Source organism: Streptomyces sp. NPDC005863 (assembly GCF_042871345.1).
Lineage (GTDB): Bacteria > Actinomycetota > Actinomycetes > Streptomycetales > Streptomycetaceae > Streptomyces.
This window is the reverse complement of the sequence record NZ_JBIAII010000005.1, coordinates 251,425-272,826: the sequence shown is the minus strand read 5'-3', so window position 1 is coordinate 272,826 and position 21,402 is coordinate 251,425. Positions and strand designations below refer to the sequence as shown.

Sequence of the window (21,402 nt, the reverse complement as noted above, 5' to 3'; positions counted from 1 at the left end):
CGGCGAAGGCCGTACGGGAGGGCAGGACGGGCTGCCCCTGACGTCGCCCTTTCGTACAAGGCGACACCTGGGGGTGCGCTCTACCGTGCCCGTATGACGTGGTGGAACTCCCTTGACCCGGCCGCGGTGACCGTTGATGCCGGTGGCCGCGCGACCGTACGGTTTCGCGTACGCAACACGGGAGACACCGTCGAGGAGTACCGGCTCGCGGTGGTCGGCGCCACGTCGGGATGGGCCCGCGTCGAACCGGACGTGCTGCGGCTCTACCCGGGCAGCGAGGGCACGGCCGAGATCTCGTTCGCGCCGCCCCGCTCACCGGACGCGCCGGCCGGACCCACCCCGTACGGCATCCGCGTCGAGCCCCGGGAGAACCCCGAGGCCCGCGACGTCGTCGAGGGGCAGGTCACCGTCGCGCCCTTCGCGGAGCTGCGGGCCGAACTGCTTCCGCCCACCCTCGTGGGCCGGCTCCGGGGCCGCGCCTCGGTCGCCGTCGACAACCTCGGCAACACCCCGCTGACCGCCACCCTCTCCGTCCGCGACGACGCCGGGCGGCTGATCTGCGAGGCCACCCCGGTGGCCGTCCAGGCGGCCCCCGGCCGCGCCGCGTTCGCACGGCTCACCGTGCGCCCGCAGCGGCTGCTGTGGACGGGCACCGCCCAGCCGCACCCGCTCACCGTCTCCGTGCGCCGCTCCGGCGACGAGCAGGCCCTCGAACTGCCCGGCAGCTTCGACCAGCGGCCGGTCCTGCCCCGGTCGCTGCTGGCGCTCGGCAGCGTCGTCGCGGCGCTCTGCGTCGCGCTCCTCGTGGCCTGGTTCTCGTACGCGCCCGACGTCACCGGATCGGCGCGCGAGAACCAGGCGGGCGCCGCGCCCGCCGCCGTACCGCAGGGCGGCGAGAAGGACGAGCTGATGGACGCCCCGAAGGACGCCAAGGACAAGGGCGGCGACGGCGGCGGCCACGGCGACGGGGGAGCGGGCGGCAGCGGCGACGGCGCGGGCGCGGGTCCCGCCGACGCGGACAAGGCCGGCTTGTCCGACGCCTCGTCCGGCAGGGGCGGTGGCGGTGGCGGCGCGGACACGAAGGCCGGGTCGGCCCGCGGCTCCGGGCCCCGTTCGGGACCGCCCTGGCGGCGCGGCTACAAGGCGGACGTCGTGGTCGAGTACGCCCAGCGCCGCCTCGCCGCCCTCGGCTCGAACAACCCATGCACCCTCGCCGGGCACTACTCGCCCGGCGTGATCGACGCCAACACCGAGGCCAAACTCATCTGTTACCAGAAGGCCGTCGTCCGCAGCGGACGCGACTCAGGGCGCAACACCGCGCAGATCTTCGAGACCGACCCGGAAGGCACGCTCGGCCGGGCCACCCTGACGTCCCTGTGGGCCCAGGGCATCACCCCCGACGATGTCCGTTCCGGCGCCGACGGCTGGGAGGTCGTGCAGTTGCAGGCCGCGTTCTGGTGGGCCTCGCAGGCCGGCATCAGCGACAAGGACCTGAACCGCGACCGGGAGTACGCCGCACACGGCGTCGCCTACTTCAAGAACGGGCGCACGCCCCCCACGACCGCCCGTTACAGCAGCAATACCGCCACCCACATCAAGGAGTACCAGGTGTCCGTCGGCCTTCCGGCGACCGGCACCGCCGACAGCGCCACTTTGCGGGCGCTCGTCGGCGGCAGCGTCAACAACCCCGGCGTGGCGGGGCGGTGAGCGGCATGTGGACCTCACTCGAACCGTCCGCGACCTCCGTGGACCCCGGCTCCACCGCGAGCGTACGGCTGCGCGTGCGCAACACCGGCGACACCGTGGAGGAGTACCGCCTCCAGGTCGTCGGCGCCGCCGCGGGCTGGTCCCGCGTGCAGCCCGACGTGCTGCGCCTGTACCCGGGGGCCGAGGGCACCGCGGAGGTGTCGTTCGCGCCGCCCCGGACCTCGGACGCGATCGCGGGACCCACGCCGTTCGGCGTCCGGGTCATGCCCCGGGAGAATCCGCAGACGGCGGGCGTGGCCGAGGGCCAGGTCACCGTCGGGCCGTTCGCCGAACTCCGCTCGGAGCTGCTGCCGTTGATCGTGCGCGGCCGGCTGAGCGCCAAGGCTTCGGTGGCCGTCGACAACCTCGGCAACCAGCAGCTGACGGCGTCCCTGTCCGGGCGTGAGAACGGCGAGGAGCTCGAGGTCGAGGCGGAGCCGGGCTCCGTCCAGGTGGCCCCGGGCCGCGCCGGCTTCGCGGACCTGCGCATCAAGCCCGGCGCGGTCAGCTGGGTCGGCGGCACCCGCAAGCACCCGTTCACCGTCTCCGTGCTGCGGGCCGGGGTGCCCGAGCCGGTCGAGCTGCGCGGCACCTACGTCCAGCCCTCGGTGATCCCGCGCTGGGTGATGGCGGTGCTCTCGGTCCTCCTCGCGGCGGCCGTCGCCTTCGCCGTGGTGTGGTTCCAGCACAAGCCGACCATGGCCACGGCGGCCAGGGAGAAGCCGGGGCGGCAGGAGGTGCTCCCGCACGACGACGGCATGAAGAAGGCGCCGAGCCCGTCGCCGAGCGAGGAGAAGAAGGAGGAGAAGCCCCCGCCCGCGGACAACGCGAAGGACGACGCGCCCGCGTCCAAGCCGGGCGGCGGCGGGAAGAAGGACGACAAGCCCAAGGGCCCCGAGACGCACACCATCCGCAGCGACGAGGGCAGCGGCTGGTACCTGGAGGTCAAGAAGGGCGAGAAGGCCGACGGCACCTACGTCGGGCAGAACCCCAACCAGAGCGACGAGTTCGGCAAGAACCAGGAGTGGATCCTGCACCACTACCCGGAGTCCGACACCTACGCCCTGGAGTCCGCCAACGCGCCGGGCACCGTCCTGGACCAGAAGGTCAACACCAACATCGCCCAGATCTTCCACGCGCCGCCGGAGAACATCAGGAGCGGCCGGCTGCCGGACAACCAGAAGTGGAAGCTGGAGCGGCGCGACGACGGCCTGACCCGGATCGTCGGCGTCGGCAACGGCGAGTGCCTCGTCGACATGCAGAACGACACGAGCGCCGTCACCTGGAAGTGCGACGACCGCAAGAGCATGGGCTGGACGATCTCCGACTGGCCCGAGTAGACGACGGACACGCGAATGCGGGCGGTGCCGGTACGGCACCGCCCGCATTCGCGTGTCCCCGGCTCACTGCCAGGGCAGGGACGTACCCGGCTCCAGGCGGCCCATCTTGCGGTACTCCCGCCGCGCCCCGGCCAGCACGTCGTCCCCCGAGACCGGGCCGCCGTGCCCCGCCGCCAGATAGGCGGCCGTCACCGCGGCCGACCGGATGGCGCCGCCCGCCAGCTCGAACTCCTTGGCGCACCGCGCGAGTTCGTCCTCGATGTCCGGCGCGCAGGGCGTGTCGGCGAGGCTGGTCCGCCACAGCGCGAGCCGCTGCTCGACGTCCGGGAACGGGAAGTCGACCACCAGGTCGAGCCGGCGCGTGAACGCGTCGTCGATGTTGGCCCGCAGGTTGGTGGTCAGCACCGCGATCCCGTCGAACGCCTCAAGGCGCTGCAGCAGGTACGCGCTCTCCAGGTTGGCGTACCGGTCGTGCGAACTCTTGACCTCCGAGCGCTTGCCGAAGACGGCGTCGGCCTCGTCGAAGAGCAGCACCGCGTCCGTGCGGTCCGCCTCCACGAAGATCCGCTCCAGGTTCTTCTCCGTCTCGCCGACGTACTTGTCGACGACCGCCGACAGGTCCACCACGTAGAGGTCCAGGCCGAGTTCGCCGGCCACCACCTCGGCCGACAGTGTCTTGCCGGTGCCGGAGTCGCCGGCGAACAGCGCGATCACGCCGCGCCCGCGCCCGCCGCCGGTGCGCAGCCGCCACTCGCCGAGCACCTTGTCGCGGTGCCGGGCGCGCAGCGCCAACTCGTGGAGCAGGCCGAGCGGTTCGGCCGGCAGGACCAGGTCGCCGAAGCCGACCTCGGGCCGGATCCGCCGGGCGTGCTTGTCGAGCAGCGGCGCGGACTGCAACCGGGCGTTGCGTTGCAGGTGGGCCGCGGTCGGCGCGGTCCCGTCGAACGCGGCGTGCTCCGCGGCGCCGCGCGCCGCGCGCCGGATCTGCGCACCGCTGAGCCGGTAGGGCGCGACCGCCTCGCCGAGGTCGAAGTCCGGCGCGTACGCGGGGGTGTGCCGGGCGAGTTCGCCCTGCCAGGCCCCGGCCGCGTCGACGCCGTCCTGCGGCGCGTCCAGGGCGAGCAGCCCGGCGTCCGGCGCCCACCCCGGGTCGTACGGCTCACCGCCGAAGAAGACTACCGGCACGTCGCCGGTGGCCAGGGAGCGCACCAGCGGGCCCGCGTCGGCGGGCAGCGGCCCGACGACGAGCGCCGCCCGCCGCAGCCGCGCCTCACGGACGAGCGCGGTGGCGGCGCCCGTCGCGGAGGCGTCGTCCCCGGTACGGGCCGGCGGGCGGTACCGCAGCACGGGCAGCCCGGCCGCCCGCAGCGCCTCGGTCACCGGCCCCGCTGCGGTGCCCTCCCTGCGCTCGCGCAGATGGACCAGGAGCGGCCGTTGGGCGGCGAGTTCCGCGATCCGGGCGGCGAGCGGGTGCGCGGGCGCCGCCGCCTCACCGCCGACCCGCAACTCCACGTTGTGGCCGACCAGTTCGGGGTCGAGGGTGTCGTCGCCGAGCAGCTGCGCGACCACCCGCTCCGGTACGCGCAGGGCGCGCCCCGGCAGCGGCCGGTCCTCGTCCTCGACGACGATGAGGCCCCCGGCGCGCAGCGGCGACCGGGGGTGGAAGCGGGTGCGGGCGAACGGGTCGTGCGGCCCGGTGCCCGCGAGGTCGAGGGCCAGCGCGACGGTGGCCCTGCGCCGCCCGACGTCGTCGTTGAGGTAGCCGTACAGCGGCTCGAAGCGGCGGTCGACGTCGGGCGCGAGGGCGGCCAGGAGGATCTCCCGGTCCAGCGCGCCGAGTCCGAACCGGCGCGCGAGCTCCGCCAGCGGGTCCTGCGCGTCGTCGCCGTCCGCGCCCGCCGGGTCCCGCGCGGGCGAAGGCGGCTCGGGCGGGGGAGCGGTGGCCAGCCGGTGGGCCGTCTCGCGCGTCACGTACAGGCCGCGCAGCGGGTCCGCGGCCGTGGGGTCGTCGGCCCCGCGCCGCTCCACGAGCTCGGCCACCCGGCCGCGCAGCGCGTCCAGGCGCGCAAGGATCGCCTCGGCGGCGCTCACCGCTGCCCCGCCCCGTCGCCCCGCTGGGTGCGCAGCATCCGGGGCTTCGCGTCGCCGGGCACGCCGTCGATGCCGCGGACACCCACGACCGCGCCCTCGGTGACCGGCGGCGCCACGTCGTACGTCGGCGAGACCGGGAACGGCACGGTGATGACCACGTCGAGGGACGGCTTGAGCTCACCGCCGAGCGCCGACCAGATGTCCGCGATGGAGCGGGACTCGGGCGGCGGCACCGCGACGGTCAGCGGCAGGGTGGCGCGCAGTGCGGCGAGCGCGTCGGGCAGGTTCTCCGGCGGCAGCAGCTCGTGCGCGAGCAGGGTGCCGAGGGCCGCGGAGAGGAGCCGGTGCTCGTCCTCGGGGCGGTTGGTCCACGCGGTGAGCAGGTAGGAGAGCCGGAACCAACGCGGCGGCTGGCGCCTGCGCAGCACCGTGCCGTCGGGACCGCGCTCGGCGTAGGCGCCGCGCTCGCGCCGGGCCACGTCCTCCCGGATGTCGTACAGGTACGAGTTGAGCGTCGGGGCGTTGCGGCGCGCGGCCCAGTCGCGGGTCGGGGCCTCGAAGACCACCTCGCCGGTGCCTTCGGGGAGCGCGCCGCGCAGCAGCCCGCGCAGCGCCTCGTCGACTTCGTGGATCACGGCCGGACTCCCCGCGGGGACGGTCCGCGCCCGGGGGCGCGGTGAGGAGGCTGGTTCGGTCGCATCAGATGTATCCCTCCCGCAGCGCGTACGCGACGGCATGCGCGCGGTTCTGCAGCTGCAGGCGCGTCATCAGCGCGTGCAGGACGTTCTTGACGGTGCGTTCGGAGTAGGCGAGCTTCTCCGAGATCTGCTTGGTGTCCAGACCCTCCGCGATCAGCCGCACCACGTCCACCTCGCGGGGCGCCATGCCCAGCGTGGGCACCAGGGTGCCGGCGCCGGACGGCGGGCCGTCGAGCGCCGAGAGCCGCAGGCGGCCCAGCTGGGTCATGAGCCGGTTGATGAGGTCGGGCGGCAGCTCCCCCTCGCCGCGCGCCGCGCTGTGCACGGCGCGCAGCAGCTTCTGCGGGGTCGCCTGGTGCCGCCAGAGGATGGCGCGCACGCCGTACTCGACGACCGAGAGGAGTTCGGGCTCGCGCAGTTCGCTCGCGATCAGGACGACGCGCTGTTCGGTGGAGCGGGCCAGGCGCCGCAGCTCGGCGCCGGCCGTGTCGTCGAGCCGGTCCACGAGCATGACGGCGACCCGGTCGGGGGCGGACGCGGGGGAGCGGGCCGGTTCGGGGGCCGGCGGGCCGTCTCCGGCCCTGTCCACCAGTTCCACGGTGGGTTCGTGCCGGAGATGGCTGATCACTCCGGCCCGGCTGAGGGGGTCGGCGGCGTGCACGGCCACCGATATGCGTGTATCGGACACTGAAATTCCCTGTCTTCCCCCGAATAGCGACAGGACAGGGTGACCCGACCCGATCAATAAACGATTGCCGACGGATCAACGCGGACGTTTACCGACACGTCCCGGTCGCTTTCCGTCAGTCGCGCCGACTCCGCCGCTCTCCCGTACCGTCGCTTCCAGGGCGCGTGCCGACCCCCTCCAGGCGTGTGACCTGGTGGTGCGTGGCGGCGGCCGGCCCGGGGTACCAGGCCCGGGCGGATCGGCGAGCCGACGGAAAGGAGCCTGCCGTGAGCGAGAAGGACCGACTGCGGACCTACCGGGGGAAGCGGCACTTCGACCGCACGAAGGAGCCGAGCGGCGACCGTACGGACGAAGCTGCCGGCGACCGTACGGATGAGCGCGCCGGCAACCGTACGGAAGAGCCCACCGGCGAGCGCGCCGCGCGGGGCGACGAGCCCGTCTTCGTGGTGCAGATCCACGACGCGAGCACCATGCACTTCGACTTCCGGCTCGAGGTCGACGGCGTGCTCAAGTCCTGGTCGGTCCCCAAGGGCCCGTCCACCGACCCGCAGGACAAGCGCCTCGCCATCCCCACCGAGGACCACCCCATGGACTACCGGGACTTCGAGGGAGTGATCCCCGAGGGCGAGTACGGCGGCGGGACCGTCATCGTCTGGGACCGCGGCACCTACACCCCGACCAGCCACGACAAGCAGAAGCGGCCCGTACCGTTCGGTCGGGCTCTGGAGAACGGCCACGCCACCTTCGAGCTGCACGGCGAGAAACTGCGCGGCCCGTACGCGCTCACCCGGTTCCACGGCCGCGAGGAGCAGGACGGTGGCTCCGCCAAGCCCACCTGGCTCCTGGTGCGGGCCGGGTCCGGGGGCGCGAAGAGCGGCGGCACCCCCGACCCGCGGCGGGCCCGCTCCGCGCGCAGCGGCCGCACCCTGCGCCAGGTCGCCGAGGCCCCGGACGCCCCCAGATGGCAGCCGGAGGGCGGTGGGAAGGGGTGACCGGCCTCCTCGACACGCTGGCGGCCGACGAGGCCGGGCGGCTGCGCGAGGCGGCGCCCGGCGTCGAGCTGGCCGCCGCACCGATGCTGGCGCGGCTCAGCGACCGGCGCGACTTCCCGGCGGGCTGGATCTTCGAGCGGAAGCTGGACGGCATCCGCGTGCTCGCCGTCCGCGAGAACGGCCGGGTCACCCTCCGCTCCCGCTCCGGACGACGGCTCGACGCCACGTACCCGGAGATCGTCGACGCCCTCGCCGCCCAGGACTGCGCCGACTTCACCGTCGACGGCGAGATCGTCGCGTACGCGCACGGCCGGACCGACTTCGCGCGGCTCCAGCAGCGCATGGGGCTCACCCGGCGGGCCGACGTCGAGGCGAGCAAGGTCGCCGTCACGTACTACGTCTTCGATTTGCTGCGCCTGGACGGCACGGACGTGCGGCGGCTGCCGCTGCGCACCCGCAAGTCCCTGCTGCGCCGCGCCCTCACCTTCGCGGCCCCGCTGCGGTTCTGCGCGCACCGCAACGAAGGCGGCGCCGAGCTCCTCGCCGACGCCTGCGCGCGCGGCTGGGAGGGGCTGATCGCCAAGCGGGCCGACAGCGCCTACCGGACGCGGCGCTCCGACGACTGGCTCAAGCTGAAGTGCTCCCAGGGCCAGGAGTTCGTGGTCGGCGGCTTCACGGAGCCCGCGGGCAGCCGCGTGGGCATCGGCGCGCTGCTCATCGGCCACCACGAGGGCGGGCGGCTGCGGTACGCGGGCAAGGTCGGCACCGGCTTCGACCGGCGCGCCCTCCTCGACCTGCGCACGCGGCTCGACGCGCTGGAGACCTCCGGTTCGCCGTTCGACGGCCGGGTCGCCGAGCGGAGCGCGCACTGGGTGCGGCCCCGGCTCGTCGCGCAGATCGCCTTCACCGAGTGGACGCGCGACGGGATGCTGCGCCACCCGCGCTACCAGGGGCTGCGCGACGACAAGGACCCGGCGGACATCGTCCGGGAACGCCCGCAGGCCTGACCTCTTCCGCGACGCGGGCACACCCCCCGCCCCCGCTCGCCGCCCACAGGTCCCGGCCCAGCTGAGGACCTTCGCCCCCGAGGTGAGGGCGGAAGGTCCCGGTATGGGGGGTTCCTTCTGCGGAACCACACGGCTGACGCCCGGAACCGGATGAGGGAGAAGGCTGTGCCACGGGACATGAGTGTGGGCAACGAACGGGAGCGGACGGCACGCCGGGAGGAGGCGGTGCCCCACGCGCCGACCGGGGGCCGGGAGGTGGTGCGGCGCCCGCGGGCCCTGCGCAGGACCTTCTGGAAGACCAGGGCGCTGCGCCTGGTCCCGCCCGGCGAGCGCGGGCCCGCCGCCCCCGCGGCCGCGGACGCCCCGCCGCCGGGCGGTGCGGGCCGGGCCCTGGGCGCGCCCTGCTGGCTGAGCCTGGTCACCCGCGACATCCGGGCCGCCGAGGAGTTCTACGGCCGGGTCCTCGGCTGGTGCCACGTGCCGCTGCTCGGCTCGGCGGGCCGGGCCCGCTCGCTGGTCCTGAAGGGTGGGGAGCCGGTGGGGACCATCAGCGAGACCGCCGGCGACCTGGGCGGTTACGCGAGCTGGATGCCGTACTTCCTCGTGCACGACGTGGACACCGCCGTCGCCCGGCTGCGCGAGCGCGGCGCCACCGTGGCGGTCGGGCCGCTGACCACCGGCGCCGGCCGGGTCGCCGTGGTGGCGGGCCCGGAGGACGCGGTGTTCGGCGTCCGCCAGAAGGCCCCCGACCTGCGCTGGAGCGTGGGCCGTGCCCCGACGGCCCGGCTCGAACTGCACACCCGGGACATCTTCGCGGCCGCCCTCTTCTACGGGGGCGTCCTCGGCTGGGCCGGCGACCCGGAGACCAGCTGTGACGTGGAGTACGTGAACGACCGGATAGCGGTGCTCGACGGCCCGCGCAGGGTCGCCGCCCTCCGGGGCGGGACGGCGCCGGGCTCCGGGGGCCGCCACCGCTGGCACACGAGCTTCCGGGTGGCCGACGTCGACGCGGCCGCCGCCGCGGCGCTCGACCGGGGCGGCCGGGTGATCACGCCGCCGTACGGACCGCCCTCCCGGCGGGAGGCCGTCCTGTGCGACCGCGAAGGCATCCCCTTCACGGTCGTCGCGACCTGACGGCGCGGATCACGAACCACGCATCACGACGGACGAGTACGAGTACGAGTACCGGGCGCACAGCGCCACTCAGACTAGGGGTTGGACGATGTTTCTTCGGGCAGTCGGCGTGGACGAGGCCGCTGAGCCGAACGCGGGGACGCGCGCCGAGACCCTCGGCATCCCGCGGAACGAGGTGGTCGCGCCCCGGCGTGCCGAGGCCGTCGAGTTCCTGCGCGGCGAGGCCGTGGAGTTTCCGCGCGGCGAGGCGGTCGGCGCACTGCCGCGGATCGAGGCGGACCAGGTCGCGCCGAAGGACGCCCGGGAGCTGTCGAAGCTCTTCTTCGAGCAGCTGAGGACGCTGGAGGAGGGCTCGCCGGAGCACACGTACACGCGCGACACCCTCATCGAGATGAACCTCTCCCTGGTCCACTACGTGGCGGGCCGCTTCCGCAACCGCGGCAACGGCCAGCTGGAGGACATCGTCCAGGTGGGGACCGTGGGGCTGATCAAGGCGATCGACCGGTTCGACATGGGCCGCGGCTTCGAGTTCGTCTCGTTCGCCGTCCCCTGCATCCTCGGGGAGATCAAGCGGTACTTCCGGGACACCAGCTGGGCCGTGCACGTCCCGCGCAGACTGCAGGAACTCCGCATCGAACTGACCAGAGCGCAGGAGCGGCTCTCCTCCGTGCTCGGCCGTGAGCCCACGGTCAAGGAGCTCGCCGACGACCTGAAGGTGAGCGAGGAGCAGATTTTGGAGGGGATCGTGGCCGCCAACGGCTACGCCGCGGGCTCCCTGGACGCCCCGCACGACACGGGCGACGAGGGCGAGGCGCACCGGAGCGGGCGTTCGCTGGCCGAGGTGATGGGCGACGTGGACCCCGCCATCGAGGTCGTCGAACAGCTCCACGCCCTGGCCCCGCTCCTCGCGGAACTGGACGAGAGGGAGCGCCGCATCATCGAGCTCCGCTTCGGCCAGGAGATGACACAGGCCGACATCGGCCTCGTCCTCGGCATCTCGCAGATGCACGTGTCCCGGCTGCTCGCGCGGACGTTGGCGCGGCTGCGGGCGGGGATGCTGACGCGCGAGTAGCGGAGGGGCCGGGGTGGCCGAGGGGTCGGGTGGCCGGCGGGTTGAGGGGCGCGTCCGCGTGCCGTCAGTCCAGTACGCCGAGTTCGGTGTCGGGGCGGCAGTGCGGGCACGGGTCGACGTTCTCGGCGAGGGCGCGGCGCGCCTGGTCGCGGGGGACGCCGCGCCACCGTTTGCCCGCCATGTGGCAGCCACCGACGTGCACGTACACCGGGGCGCGGCCACCGAGGCCCTGTTCGATCACCCAGTCGGGGACGGGCGGCCTGGCCTGGGCGCCGCGGAGCCGTTCGGCCTCGCGCCGCTCCTCGGCGGCGATCCAGCCGCGCGTGCGCTCCAGGTCGCCGAGCTGCACGCGCTCCAGGAAGCGCAGCAGGTCGAGACGGGTCAGCGGACGCGGTTCGTTCACATGTTCGAGTCTAGACGTCCGGTCGCGCGGCGCGCGGATCGAGGGTCTGTGCGGTCACCGGGCGGACGGTCTGCTCGGGAATCACGTGCAGCGGTCTGCCGACGAAGCGTTCGGCGGTCCTGCGGGCCACCTCGCCGACGATGTTGGCGGCGGGCTGGATCTCCTCGCGCGGCGTGCTGTGCGGCACGGTGGACGGCACATGGGGCTGGGTGGCGAACGCGACGACGGTTGGCAGCGCCGTGGCGGCGAGGGCGGCGACGACGATCAGGAGGGCTCGCAGGCGCGCGGGCACGGGACCGGATCCTTTCGGCTCGGGCGGTGAGGACGGTGAGGGGTGAGGGGGGCGGGAGGCGGGGCGCGCCCGGATGAGTCCCATGCATCCGGGCGGGCCCCGCCTCCCGTTCGAGGGGCGGCGCCGTCAGGCGACGGGCGCCGGCGTGACCGCGCCGGGGTCGGTGCTCGGGACGATCGGGGAGACCGGGGAGACCGGGGCGGGCGCGGGCTTGGTGTCGTCGGGCTTCGGCGTGGGGGCCGGGGCCGGCGCCGGGTCCTGGTCGGGGACCGGGGCCGGGTCCGGGGTGGGCTCCGGGTCGGGGTCCGGCGTCGGCTCGGGGTCCGGGACCGGCGCCGGGGTGGGGTCCTCGACCTGGTCCACCCAGGAGCGGAACTGGCCGTCGGGCGAGAGCACGACGTGCAGGCCGTTGTCCTCGCCGGTGGCGGCGCGGCCGTTCGCGTCGAGGGTGCCCAGCTTGGCGCCCCGGCCGAAGAGGTCGGCCTGGAAGTGGTTGGTCGACAGCTTGTAGACCTTCGCGGTGCCGAGGCCGTCGGCCAGGGTCTGCGTGGAGACCAGGACCCGCTTGGCGGGCTTGGGCTTCGGCTTGGGCTTGGGGGCCGGCTTGGCGCGGTCGACCCAGGAGGTGACCGCGCCGCGCTGGGTGAGCTTGACGTGCAGGCCGTTCAGGTTGGCCGAGGCCGCCTTGCCGGACGCGGTGAGGGTGGCGATCTTGTGGCCCTTGTGGACTACGTCGGCCTGGAACTTGGCGGCGCCGAGCTTGTAGACCTTGGCGGTGTGCCCCTTCGAGGCCAGCTTGACCGTCCTGACGTAGACGCGCTTTGTCTTGTCGGTCTTGCCGTTCTGCTTGGCGTGGGCCACGGCCTCGACCGTGACGCCGGCCGGGGCGTGCTGGGTGGCGGCGAGGGCGCCGGAGGCGGCGCCGAGGGTGATCGCGGAGGCGGCGGTGGCGGTGATGAGGCCGGTACGCAGGGCGCGGGAGGTCATACGCATGGGAAAGAGGGCCCTTCAGGGTCTCGGTTTCTCTGGGGTGCCGCCCCGTTGCGGCGACATCTACGAAGCTACGCACCCTGCATCAAGTCCACCCATAAAGGATGTAACAACCTAAAGGCGCAAAAGCCACAGAACCCTCACAGGGGCCCGAGGCCCGCTGTCCGGCACCCCTCAGCCCCCGGCACCCCTCCGCCCCGGCGGCACCCCGCAAACTCCGTGGCCTTCCCCGCGTCCGACGGCGATACTCAGCCGTGTGTTCTTGACGATCTCGACTACAGGCGATGCGCGGAACCCGGCCACTGACCTGGGATTTCTGCTGCACAAGCACCCGGACAAAGCGCAGGCGTACCGCACGGCGCACGGCGTCGCGCACGTCCTCTACCCCGAGGCGACCGCCGAGCGCTGCACCGCCGCGCTGCTCCTGGAGGTCGACCCCGTCGCGCTCGTGCGGCGCGGCAAGGGGAGAGGCAAGGGGCGCGGCGGTGCGCCCGACGCGGCCCTCGCGCAGTACGTGAACGACCGGCCGTACGCGGCGTCGTCACTGCTCGCCGTGGCGCTGAGCGCGGTGTTCTCCAGCGCGATGCGCGGCGTGTGCGCGGCGCGCCCCGAGCGGGCCGCGCGGCCGCTGCCGCTGCGCGTCGAGGTGCCCGCCCTGCCCGCCCGCGGCGGACCGGACCTGGTGCGCGCGCTCTTCGAGCCGCTGGGCTGGACGGTCGAGGTCACGCCGGTGCCCCTGGACGTGACGTTCCCCGAGTGGGGCGACTCGCGCTACGTCCACCTCGTCCTTCGGGCGGACGACGGGAAGCTGACCCTGGGCGAGGCGCTGCGCCACCTCTACGTTCTGCTGCCGGTCCTCGACGACGCCAAGCACTACTGGGTCTCGCCGGACGAGGTCGACAAGCTGCTGCGGGCCGGCGACGGCTGGCTCGCGGACCACCCCGAGCGGGAGATCATCACCAGCCGCTACCTCGCGCGGCGCCGGTCGCTGACCCGGGAGGCCGCCGAGCGGCTCGAACTGGTGCGGCTCGCCGACGCGGACGACACCGACGTCGAGGAGATCGACAACGCCGTCGACGAGAACGCCGACACCGAGGAGAAGCCGGTGCCGCTCGCCTCGCGGCGCCGCGAGGCGATCCTCGCCGCGCTGACCGCCGCCGGGGCGTCGCGCGTGCTCGATCTGGGCTGCGGGCAGGGCCAGTTGGTGCAGGAGCTGCTCAAGGACGTGCGGTTCACCGAGATCGTCGGGGTCGACGTGTCCGTACGCGCGCTGACCGTCGCCGCGCGACGGCTGAACCTCGACCGCATGGGGGAGCGCAGGGCGCAGCGCGTCACGCTCCTTCAGGGCTCCCTCGCGTACACCGACAAGCGACTCAAGGGGTACGACGCCGCGGTGCTCAGCGAGGTCGTCGAGCACGTGGACGTGGCGCGCCTGCCCGCCCTGGAGTACGCCGTGTTCGGCTCCGCGCGCCCCCGCACCGTCCTCGTGACGACGCCGAACGTGGAGTACAACGTCCGCTGGGAGTCGCTCCCCGCCGGGCACGTGCGCCACGGCGACCACCGCTTCGAGTGGACCCGCGAGGAGTTCGCCTCGTGGGCCCGCGCGGTGGCCGAACGGCACGGCTACGACGTGGAGTTCGCGCCCGTCGGCGACGACGACCCCGAGGTGGGGCCGCCGACCCAGATGGCCGTCTTCACCCGGAGCGAGCGCACCCCGCAGAGCGCCCTGACCGGAACCACGACCGACACACCCAGGACAACCGGCACGACCGGCACGACCAAGACCACCAAGGAGGTGCGGGCCGCATGACCACCGACAACGGCGCCACCCCCGCGTCCGCCCAGACCGCCCGGACCACCCGCACCCTGCCCGTCACCGACCTCTCCCTCGTCGTCCTCGTCGGCGCCACGGGATCCGGCAAGTCGACCTTCGCGCGCCGGCACTTCACGCCCACCGAGGTCATATCCAGCGACTTCTGCCGCGGGCTCGTCGCCGACGACGAGAACGACCAGAGCGCGAGCGGCGACGCCTTCGACGTGCTCCACTACATCGCGGGCAAGCGCCTCGCCGCCGGCCGCCGCACTGTCGTCGACGCGACCAGCGTGCAGAGCGACAGCCGCAAGCAACTGATCGACCTGGCCAGGGCGCACGACGTGCTGCCCATCGCCATCGTGCTCGACGTGCCCGAGGAGGTCTGCGCCGAGCGCAACGCGGCGCGCGCGGACCGGGCAGGCATCCCGCGCCGCGTCATCCAGCGCCACCGGCGCGAACTGCGCCGCTCCCTGCGCCACTTGGAGCGCGAGGGGTTCAGGAAGGTGCACGTCCTGCGGGGCGTCGAGGAGATCGAGGCGGCCACCGTCGTCACCGAGAGGCGCTACAACGACCTGTCGCACCTCACCGGCCCGTTCGACGTCATCGGCGACATCCACGGCTGCGCCGCCGAGCTGGAGACCCTGCTCGGCAAGCTCGGTTACGTCGACGGCGCGCACCCGGAAGGCCGTACCGCCGTCTTCGTCGGCGACCTCGTCGACCGCGGACCCGACACCCCGGGCGTGCTGCGCCGCGTGATGGCGATGGTCGCCGCCGGCACCGCCCTCTGCGTGCCCGGCAACCACGAGAACAAGCTCGGCCGGTATCTGAAGGGCCGCGGCGTTCAGCTCACCCACGGCCTCGCCGAGACCGTCGAGCAGCTGGCGGCCGAGAGCGAGGAATTCCGCGCGCAGGTACGGGAGTTCGTGGACGGCCTCGTCTCGCACTACGTCCTGGACGGCGGCAACCTCGTCGTCTGCCACGCCGGTCTGCCCGAGAAGTACCACGGGCGCACCTCGGGCCGGGTGCGCTCGCACGCGCTGTACGGCGACACCACGGGCGAGACCGACGAGTTCGGGCTGCCCGTGCGCTACCCGTGGGCGGAGGACTACCGGGGCAGCGCCGCGGTCGTCTACGGCCACACCCCGGTGCCCACCGCCACCTGGCTGAACAACACCATCTGCCTGGACACCGGCGCCGTCTTCGGCGGCCGGCTCACCGCGCTGCGCTGGCCGGAGCGCGAACTCGTCGACGTACCCGCCGAGCGGGTCTGGTACGAGCCGGCCAAGCCGCTGCGCACCGAGGCGCCCGGCGGGCACGAGGGGCGCCCCCTCGACCTCACCGACGTGCACGGCCGCCGCACCGTCGAGACCCGGCACATCGGCCGGGTCGCCGTGCGCGAGGAGAACGCGGCCGCGGCCCTGGAGGTCATGAGCCGCTTCGCGGTCGACCCGCGGCTGCTGCCGTACCTGCCCCCGACGATGGCGCCGACCGCCACGTCCCGCCTCGACGGGTACCTGGAGCACCCGGCGGAGGCCTTCGCCGCGTACGCGCAGGACGGCGTCGCCCGCGTCGTGTGCGAGGAGAAGCACATGGGCTCGCGCGCGGTGGTCCTCCTCTGCCGCGACGCCGAGGTGGCCCGGGAGCGCTTCGGCGTGACGGGCGGCCCGACCGGCTCCCTCTGCACCCGCACGGGCCGCCCCTTCTTCGACGACCCCGAGGCCACCGAGGAGATCCTCGGCCGGCTGCGCGAGGCCGTCACCGAGGCGGGCCTGTGGGAGGAGCTGGCGACGGACTGGCTGCTGCTCGATGCCGAGCTGATGCCGTGGTCCCTGAAGGCGTCCGGGCTGCTCCGCACCCAGTACGCCGCCACGAGCGCCGCGGCCGGCGCCGCCCTGCCCGGCGCGATCGCCGCCCTGGAGGCCGCGGCGGCGCGCGGCGTCGACACCGGTGACCTGCTGCGCGGGCAGCGCAGCCGGGCCGCGGACGCCGCCGCGTTCACCGCGGCCTACCGCCGCTACTGCTGGCCGACCGACGGCCTGGAGGGCGTGCGGCTCGCGCCGTTCCAGATCCTGGCCGTCCAGGGCCGCAGCCTCGCCGACCTCCCGCACGACCGCCAACTGGCCCTGCTCGACCGCATGGTGGAGCACGACGGCGGCCAGGGCTCCGACCTGCTGCAGACCACCCGCCGCCTGTACGTGGACACCGGTGACCCGGCGTCCGTGCGGGCGGGTGTCGACTGGTGGCTGGAGATGACCGGGCGCGGCGGCGAGGGCATGGTCGTCAAGCCGGTCGGGGCGCTGGTCAGGAACGGACAGGGGCAGCTCGTCCAGCCCGGCATCAAGTGCCGGGGCCGCGAGTACCTGCGGATCGTCTACGGCCCGGAGTACACCCGGCCGGAGAACCTGGCGCGGCTGCGCGACCGCTCCCTCGGCCACAAGCGCTCGCTCGCCGTCCGCGAGTACGCGCTCGGCCTGGAGGCGCTGGACCGGCTCGCGGACGGCGAGCCGCTGTGGCGCGTGCACGAGGCGGTCTTCGCCGTCCTCGCCCTGGAGTCGGAGCCGGTCGACCCGAGGCTCTGACGCGCCGGGGCATTGCCCGCAATGACGGGCGTCGGCCGTCCGGCCGGGGAAAGATGGGCTCCATGGGATTCCATGTCGACTCCGAGGCCGGGCGGCTGCGCCGCGTCATACTGCACCGCCCCGATCTGGAGCTCAAGCGGCTGACTCCGAGCAACAAGAACGCCCTGCTCTTCGACGACGTCCTGTGGGTGCGCAGGGCCCGTCAGGAGCACGACGGGTTCGCGGACGTGCTGCGCGACCGGGGGGTGGCGGTCCACCTCTTCGGTGACCTGCTGACCGAGACCCTGGACGTGCCCGCGGCCCGCCTGCTCGTCCTGGACCGCGTCTTCGACGAGAAGGAGTACGGCCCGCTCGCCACCGACCACCTGCGGGCCGCGTTCGAGACGATGCCGTCGGTGGAGCTCGCCGAGGCGCTGGTGGGCGGCATGACCAAGCGGGAGTTCCTGGCGGCGCACCCCGAGCCGACGTCGGTGCGCTTCCACTGCATGGACCTGGACGACTTCCTGCTCGGCCCGCTGCCCAACCACCTCTTCACCCGCGACACCTCCGCCTGGATCTACGACGGGGTCTCCATCAACGCGATGCGCTGGCCGGCCAGGCAGCGCGAGACCGTGCACTTCGAGGCGATCTACCGCCACCACCCGCTCTTCAGGGACGAGGACTTCAACGTCTGGTCCCAGGGGCAGGCGGACTACCCCTCGACCATCGAGGGCGGCGACGTGCTGGTGATCGGCAAGGGCGCGGTGCTCATCGGGATGAGCGAGCGCACCACCCCGCAGGCCGTGGAGATGCTCGCGCACAAGCTGTTCGCGGCGGGGTCGGCGCAGACGATCGTGGCCCTCGACATGCCCAAGCGCCGTGCCTTCATGCATCTGGACACGGTCATGACGATGGTCGACGGCGACACCTTCACGCAGTACGCGGGCCTCGGCATGCTCCGCTCGTACACCATCGAACCGGGCGTCGGCGACCGGGAGTTGAAGGTCACCGACCATCCGCCGGAGAACATGCACCGGGCCATCGCCGCCGCGCTCGGCCTCGACGCGATCCGGGTGCTCACGGCCACCCAGGACGTGCACGCGGCCGAGCGGGAGCAGTGGGACGACGGCTGCAACGTCCTCGCGGTCGAGCCCGGCGTCGTCGTCGCGTACGAGCGCAACTCCACGACCAACACCTTCCTGCGCAAGCAGGGCCTGGAGGTGATCGAGATCCTGGGCAGCGAGCTGGGGCGCGGCCGGGGCGGCCCACGGTGCATGAGCTGCCCGGTCCAGCGGGACCCGGTGGCCGGCGCGTAAGCGGGCGCGGACCGCCCCGCACGGGCACGGACCGCCCCGCACGGGGACGGCCTGTATATAAATGTGGAGGGTCGTATATAGTTTCAAGGTCACCTCGCGGGGTGACCCCTGCCCGCACACCTCCTCCGCATCCCTGGAGCGCCTCATGGCCACAGACCTCACCGGCCGCCACTTCCTCAAGGAGCTGGACTTCACCGCCGACGAGTTCCGCGGCCTGGTCGAGCTGGCCGCCGAGCTGAAGGCGGCCAAGAAGGCCGGGGCCGAGACGCCGCGGCTGCGGGGCAGGAACATCGCGCTGATCTTCGAGAAGAGCTCGACGCGGACCCGCTGTGCGTTCGAGGTGGCCGCCGCCGACCAGGGCGCGTCGACGACGTACATCGACCCGTCCGGCTCGCACATCGGCAAGAAGGAGTCCCCCAAGGACACCGCCCGGGTGCTCGGCCGGATGTTCGACGCCATCGAGTTCCGCGGGGACGCGCAGGAGACGGTCGAGACGCTCGCCGCCCACGCGGGCGTGCCCGTCTACAACGGCCTGACCAATGACTGGCACCCCACCCAGATGCTGGCCGACGTGCTCACGATGACCGAGCACACCGCCAAGCCGCTGCACGAGACCGCCTTCGCCTACCTCGGGGACGCCCGCTTCAACATGGGCAACTCCTACCTGGTCACCGGGGCGCTGCTCGGCATGGACGTCCGTATCGTCGCGCCCCGCGCCTACTGGCCCGCCGACGACGTCGTCGCCCGCGCCCGTGCGCTGGCCGAGGCGAGCGGCGCCCGCCTCACCCTCACCGAGGACATCGCCGAGGGCGTCCGGGGCGCCGACTTCGTCGGGACCGACGTCTGGGTGTCGATGGGGGAGCCGCAGGAGGTCTGGGCCGAGCGGATAGCGGCCCTCGCGCCGTACGCGGTGACGATGGACGTGCTGCGCGCCACCGGCAACGCCGACGTGAAGTTCCTGCACTGCCTGCCCGCCTTCCACGACCTGGGCACCCAGGTCTCCCGGGACATCCACGCGAGATTCGGCCTGGACTCCCTGGAGGTCACCGACGAGGTCTTCGAGTCGGCACACTCCGTCGTCTTCGACGAGGCGGAGAACCGGCTGCACACGATCAAGGCGGTCCTGGTCGCCACGCTCGCCTGACCTGCCGCACGCCCGCCCTGCGTACGGCCGCCCTGACCTGCCGTACCCGCTCCACCGGCACAGACTGGTGGGACCGGAGCACCACACCCGGCCCCACCAGAAACGAGAACCACCTCATGAGCCCCTCGCGCACCTCCGGGCTTCGCATCAAGTCCCCCGACCGGCTCGTCGCCGAGTCGGGCGCCGACCTGGAGGGCCATGGCCTCAGGCGCAGCATGGGGCTCTTCCAGCTCGTCTGCTTCGGGGTCGGCGCGATCGTCGGCACCGGCATCTTCGTCGGCCTCTCCGACTCCGTCGCCAAGGCCGGGCCCGCCGTCGCCGTCTCGTATGTCCTCGCGGCCGTGACCTGCGTCTTCACCGCCTTCTCGTTCGCCGAGCTGGGTGGCGCGATCCCGGTCTCCGGCAGCTCGTACTCCTTCGCGTACGCCTCGCTGGGCGAGCGGACCGCCTTCCTCGTCGGCTGGTGTCTGCTCCTGGAGTACGGCGTCTCGGTCTCCGCCGTCGCGGTCGGCTGGAGCCAGTACCTGAACCAGCTGCTGCACAGCCTCACGGGCTGGGAGCTGCCCGCCGCGCTCTCCGCGGGGCCGGGGGAGGGCGGCGCGGTGAACCTGCCCGCCGTCCTCGTCATCCTGCTCGCCGCCGTGCTGCTGGTGCGCGGCATCCGGGAGAGCGCGGGCGCCACGGCGGCCATGGCGGTGCTGAAGATCGCCATCCTGCTGTTCTTCCTGGTCATCGCGTTCACCGCGTTCGAGGACGGCCACCTCACGCCCTTCGCGGGCGCGGGCGCCTCGGGCATCACGGCCGGCGCCTCGCTGGCCTTCTTCTCCTTCATCGGCTTCGACGCGGTCACCACGGCAGGCGAAGAGGTGCGCGACCCGCGGCGCAACATCCCGCTCGCGATCCTGATCTGCATCGGGGTCGTCACGCTGCTCTACGTCGCCGTGGCGCTCGCCGCGATCGGCGCGCTCGGCCCGGACGCGGTCGCCGACAAGCCCGCCGCGCTCTCGCTCATCGTCGACCAGGTGACCGACTCGACCGTCGGCGGCGGCATCATCGCCTTCGGCGCGGTCGTCGCCATCGCCTCCGTGGTGCTCGCGGTGATGTACGGCCAGACCCGCATCCTGATGTCGATGTCCCGCGACGGCCTGATGCCGCGCGTCTTCGAGAAGATCTCGCCGCGGACCGCGACCCCGGCCGCGGGCACCTGGATCGTCGCGGCGGTCGTCGCCGTGCCCGCCGCCTTCTCCTCGCTCGACGTGGTCGTCAACCTCACCACCATCGGCACGCTGGCGATCATGGTGGTGGTCAACGTCGCGGTCATCGTGCTGCGCCGCTCGTGCCCGGAGCTGCGCCGCACCTTCCGGGTGCCGTTCTTCCCGGTCAGCCCGCTCCTCGGGGTGGGCTTCTGCCTGTATCTGATCTGGGGCACCGGGTGGACGACGTGGCTGCAGTTCGCCGTGTTCCTCGTGGTGGGCGCCGTGGTCTACGCGCTCTACGGCCGCGGGCACTCGCGGCTCGGCCGGGGCGAGGGGCCCGTCAGTGCCGGTGCGGGGGCAGCGCGGGGAGCGTGAACCAGACGGCCTTGCCGGACGCGGTGGGGCGGTGGCCGCAGGACGAGCTGAGGGTGCGGATCAGGAGCAGGCCGCGGCCGTGCTCCTGCCAGGGGTCCGGCTCCACGGGGCACGGGTCGGTGAGGTTGCCGGGCGGCAGCGGGTTGGAGTCGTGCACCTCGACCTGACAGCCGGTCGGCAGGAGCTCGATCACCAGCTCTATGGGCTCCTGCCCGCCCGTGTGCTCGACGGCGTTGGCCACCAGCTCCGCGGTGAGCAGCTCCGCGGTGTCGGAGTCGGCGGAGAACTCGATGTCCGTGAGTGCCGTACGGACCAGTGCGCGCGCGACGGGCACGGCTGCCGTGGTGTGCGGCAGCGCGATGCGCCACGAGGCGGGGGAGGAAGGTTCGTACAAGGCGGGTCCGTTCACAGCAGCAGGCGGCGGTCCTGCTTTCAACCGTACGAATCCTAAGCGCCATGTCGACAGGGGCGACGGTCGGGCATGTCCGGGACGTCCGTCCCTGTGGTGCCGGGGGAGACAAGACGTGCATGTCGGGACTTCCGCGAC

At 73.5% G+C, this 21,402-nt stretch carries 18 protein-coding genes; 11 read left to right on the top strand and 7 right to left on the bottom strand.

The window, feature by feature from the left end:
- Positions 1-93 precede the first annotated feature (93 nt).
- On the top strand, positions 94-1,707 hold the full coding sequence (locus ACFYO9_RS20280; RefSeq protein ID WP_358779141.1) for a peptidoglycan-binding domain-containing protein: 1,614 nt from the start codon (positions 94-96) through the stop codon (positions 1,705-1,707).
- A 5-nt stretch (positions 1,708-1,712) separates the two neighbouring features.
- Complete coding sequence (locus ACFYO9_RS20275; protein ID WP_388666470.1) at positions 1,713-3,086, top strand: RICIN domain-containing protein; 1,374 nt, start codon at positions 1,713-1,715, stop codon at positions 3,084-3,086.
- A 63-nt stretch (positions 3,087-3,149) separates the two neighbouring features.
- Here ACFYO9_RS20275 and ACFYO9_RS20270 read toward each other — a convergent pair whose 3' ends face one another.
- From ACFYO9_RS20270 to ACFYO9_RS20260, 3 genes are all read right to left on the bottom strand, one after another.
- Positions 3,150-5,177, bottom strand: a complete 2,028-nt coding sequence (locus ACFYO9_RS20270) for an ATP-binding protein (protein WP_358775342.1) — start codon at positions 5,175-5,177, stop codon at positions 3,150-3,152.
- Positions 5,174-5,812: a DUF4255 domain-containing protein gene (locus ACFYO9_RS20265; RefSeq protein ID WP_355804779.1), complete on the bottom strand. Its 639-nt coding sequence runs from the start codon at positions 5,810-5,812 to the stop codon at positions 5,174-5,176. The genes ACFYO9_RS20270 and ACFYO9_RS20265 overlap by 4 nt, the downstream gene beginning before the upstream one ends.
- 64 nt (positions 5,813-5,876) lie before the next feature.
- Positions 5,877-6,563, bottom strand: a complete 687-nt coding sequence (locus tag ACFYO9_RS20260; protein WP_355804782.1) for a response regulator transcription factor — start codon at positions 6,561-6,563, stop codon at positions 5,877-5,879.
- A 266-nt stretch (positions 6,564-6,829) separates the two neighbouring features.
- On the opposite strand from ACFYO9_RS20260, the gene ACFYO9_RS20255 reads away from it, so the two are divergent.
- The 4 genes from ACFYO9_RS20255 (at position 6,830) to ACFYO9_RS20240 (ending at position 10,768) form a co-directional block, all read left to right on the top strand.
- Positions 6,830-7,555: a DNA polymerase ligase N-terminal domain-containing protein gene (locus ACFYO9_RS20255; RefSeq protein ID WP_358775340.1), complete on the top strand. Its 726-nt coding sequence runs from the start codon at positions 6,830-6,832 to the stop codon at positions 7,553-7,555.
- Positions 7,552-8,562, top strand: coding sequence for a non-homologous end-joining DNA ligase (gene ligD, locus ACFYO9_RS20250; RefSeq protein WP_358775338.1), 1,011 nt, complete (start codon positions 7,552-7,554; stop codon positions 8,560-8,562). The genes ACFYO9_RS20255 and ligD overlap by 4 nt, the downstream gene beginning before the upstream one ends.
- Positions 8,563-8,727: 165 nt before the next feature.
- On the top strand, positions 8,728-9,696 hold the full coding sequence (locus ACFYO9_RS20245) for a VOC family protein (protein ID WP_358775336.1): 969 nt from the start codon (positions 8,728-8,730) through the stop codon (positions 9,694-9,696).
- Positions 9,697-9,784: 88 nt separating this feature from the next.
- On the top strand, positions 9,785-10,768 hold the full coding sequence (locus ACFYO9_RS20240) for a SigB/SigF/SigG family RNA polymerase sigma factor (RefSeq protein ID WP_355804794.1): 984 nt from the start codon (positions 9,785-9,787) through the stop codon (positions 10,766-10,768).
- A gap of 64 nt (positions 10,769-10,832) precedes the next feature.
- Here the strand turns inward: ACFYO9_RS20240 and ACFYO9_RS20235 are convergent, their stop codons facing one another.
- From ACFYO9_RS20235 to ACFYO9_RS20225, 3 genes are all read right to left on the bottom strand, one after another.
- Entirely contained in the window at positions 10,833-11,171 is a 339-nt protein-coding gene (locus ACFYO9_RS20235) for a DUF6233 domain-containing protein (RefSeq protein WP_355804797.1), read from the bottom strand.
- A gap of 10 nt (positions 11,172-11,181) precedes the next feature.
- Entirely contained in the window at positions 11,182-11,463 is a 282-nt protein-coding gene (locus tag ACFYO9_RS20230; RefSeq protein ID WP_355804800.1) for a hypothetical protein, read from the bottom strand.
- Between the two features lie 126 nt (positions 11,464-11,589).
- Positions 11,590-12,456, bottom strand: coding sequence for a hypothetical protein (locus tag ACFYO9_RS20225; RefSeq protein WP_358775334.1), 867 nt, complete (start codon positions 12,454-12,456; stop codon positions 11,590-11,592).
- A 253-nt stretch (positions 12,457-12,709) separates the two neighbouring features.
- On the opposite strand from ACFYO9_RS20225, the gene ACFYO9_RS20220 reads away from it, so the two are divergent.
- The 5 genes from ACFYO9_RS20220 to ACFYO9_RS20200 all read left to right on the top strand — a co-directional run bounded on the left by ACFYO9_RS20220 (position 12,710) and on the right by ACFYO9_RS20200 (position 20,855).
- Entirely contained in the window at positions 12,710-14,263 is a 1,554-nt protein-coding gene (locus ACFYO9_RS20220) for a 3' terminal RNA ribose 2'-O-methyltransferase Hen1 (protein WP_358775332.1), read from the top strand.
- Positions 14,260-16,845, top strand: a complete 2,586-nt coding sequence (locus ACFYO9_RS20215) for a polynucleotide kinase-phosphatase (RefSeq protein ID WP_358775330.1) — start codon at positions 14,260-14,262, stop codon at positions 16,843-16,845. Before ACFYO9_RS20220 ends, ACFYO9_RS20215 begins: the two co-directional genes overlap by 4 nt.
- A 62-nt stretch (positions 16,846-16,907) precedes the next feature.
- Positions 16,908-18,140 (top strand): arginine deiminase, encoded by a 1,233-nt coding sequence (locus tag ACFYO9_RS20210; protein WP_355804811.1) that lies wholly within the window; start codon positions 16,908-16,910, stop codon positions 18,138-18,140.
- Positions 18,141-18,285: 145 nt separating this feature from the next.
- Positions 18,286-19,284, top strand: coding sequence for an ornithine carbamoyltransferase (gene argF, locus ACFYO9_RS20205; RefSeq protein ID WP_358775328.1), 999 nt, complete (start codon positions 18,286-18,288; stop codon positions 19,282-19,284).
- A gap of 116 nt (positions 19,285-19,400) precedes the next feature.
- The gene (locus ACFYO9_RS20200) at positions 19,401-20,855 is read left to right on the top strand and encodes an amino acid permease (RefSeq protein WP_358775326.1); all 1,455 of its coding nucleotides are present in this window, start codon (positions 19,401-19,403) and stop codon (positions 20,853-20,855) included.
- Here the strand turns inward: ACFYO9_RS20200 and ACFYO9_RS20195 are convergent.
- On the bottom strand, positions 20,821-21,264 hold the full coding sequence (locus ACFYO9_RS20195) for an ATP-binding protein (RefSeq protein WP_355804820.1): 444 nt from the start codon (positions 21,262-21,264) through the stop codon (positions 20,821-20,823). The genes ACFYO9_RS20200 and ACFYO9_RS20195 overlap by 35 nt on opposite strands.
- Between the last annotated feature and the right edge of the window lie 138 nt (positions 21,265-21,402).

What these genes read in the sequence shown, in the direction of transcription:
- ACFYO9_RS20280 (WP_358779141.1), top strand. Translation starts at nt 94, where the DNA reads ATGACGTGGTGGAACTCCCTTGACCCGGCCGCGGTGACCGTTGATGCC.
- ACFYO9_RS20275 (WP_388666470.1), top strand. Translation starts at nt 1,713, where the DNA reads ATGTGGACCTCACTCGAACCGTCCGCGACCTCCGTGGACCCCGGCTCC.
- ACFYO9_RS20240 (WP_355804794.1), top strand. Translation starts at nt 9,785, where the DNA reads ATGTTTCTTCGGGCAGTCGGCGTGGACGAGGCCGCTGAGCCGAACGCG.
- ACFYO9_RS20225 (WP_358775334.1), bottom strand. Translation starts at nt 12,456, where the DNA reads ATGCGTATGACCTCCCGCGCCCTGCGTACCGGCCTCATCACCGCCACC.
- ACFYO9_RS20215 (WP_358775330.1), top strand. Translation starts at nt 14,260, where the DNA reads ATGACCACCGACAACGGCGCCACCCCCGCGTCCGCCCAGACCGCCCGG.
- ACFYO9_RS20210 (WP_355804811.1), top strand. Translation starts at nt 16,908, where the DNA reads ATGGGATTCCATGTCGACTCCGAGGCCGGGCGGCTGCGCCGCGTCATA.
- argF (WP_358775328.1), top strand. Translation starts at nt 18,286, where the DNA reads ATGGCCACAGACCTCACCGGCCGCCACTTCCTCAAGGAGCTGGACTTC.
- ACFYO9_RS20200 (WP_358775326.1), top strand. Translation starts at nt 19,401, where the DNA reads ATGAGCCCCTCGCGCACCTCCGGGCTTCGCATCAAGTCCCCCGACCGG.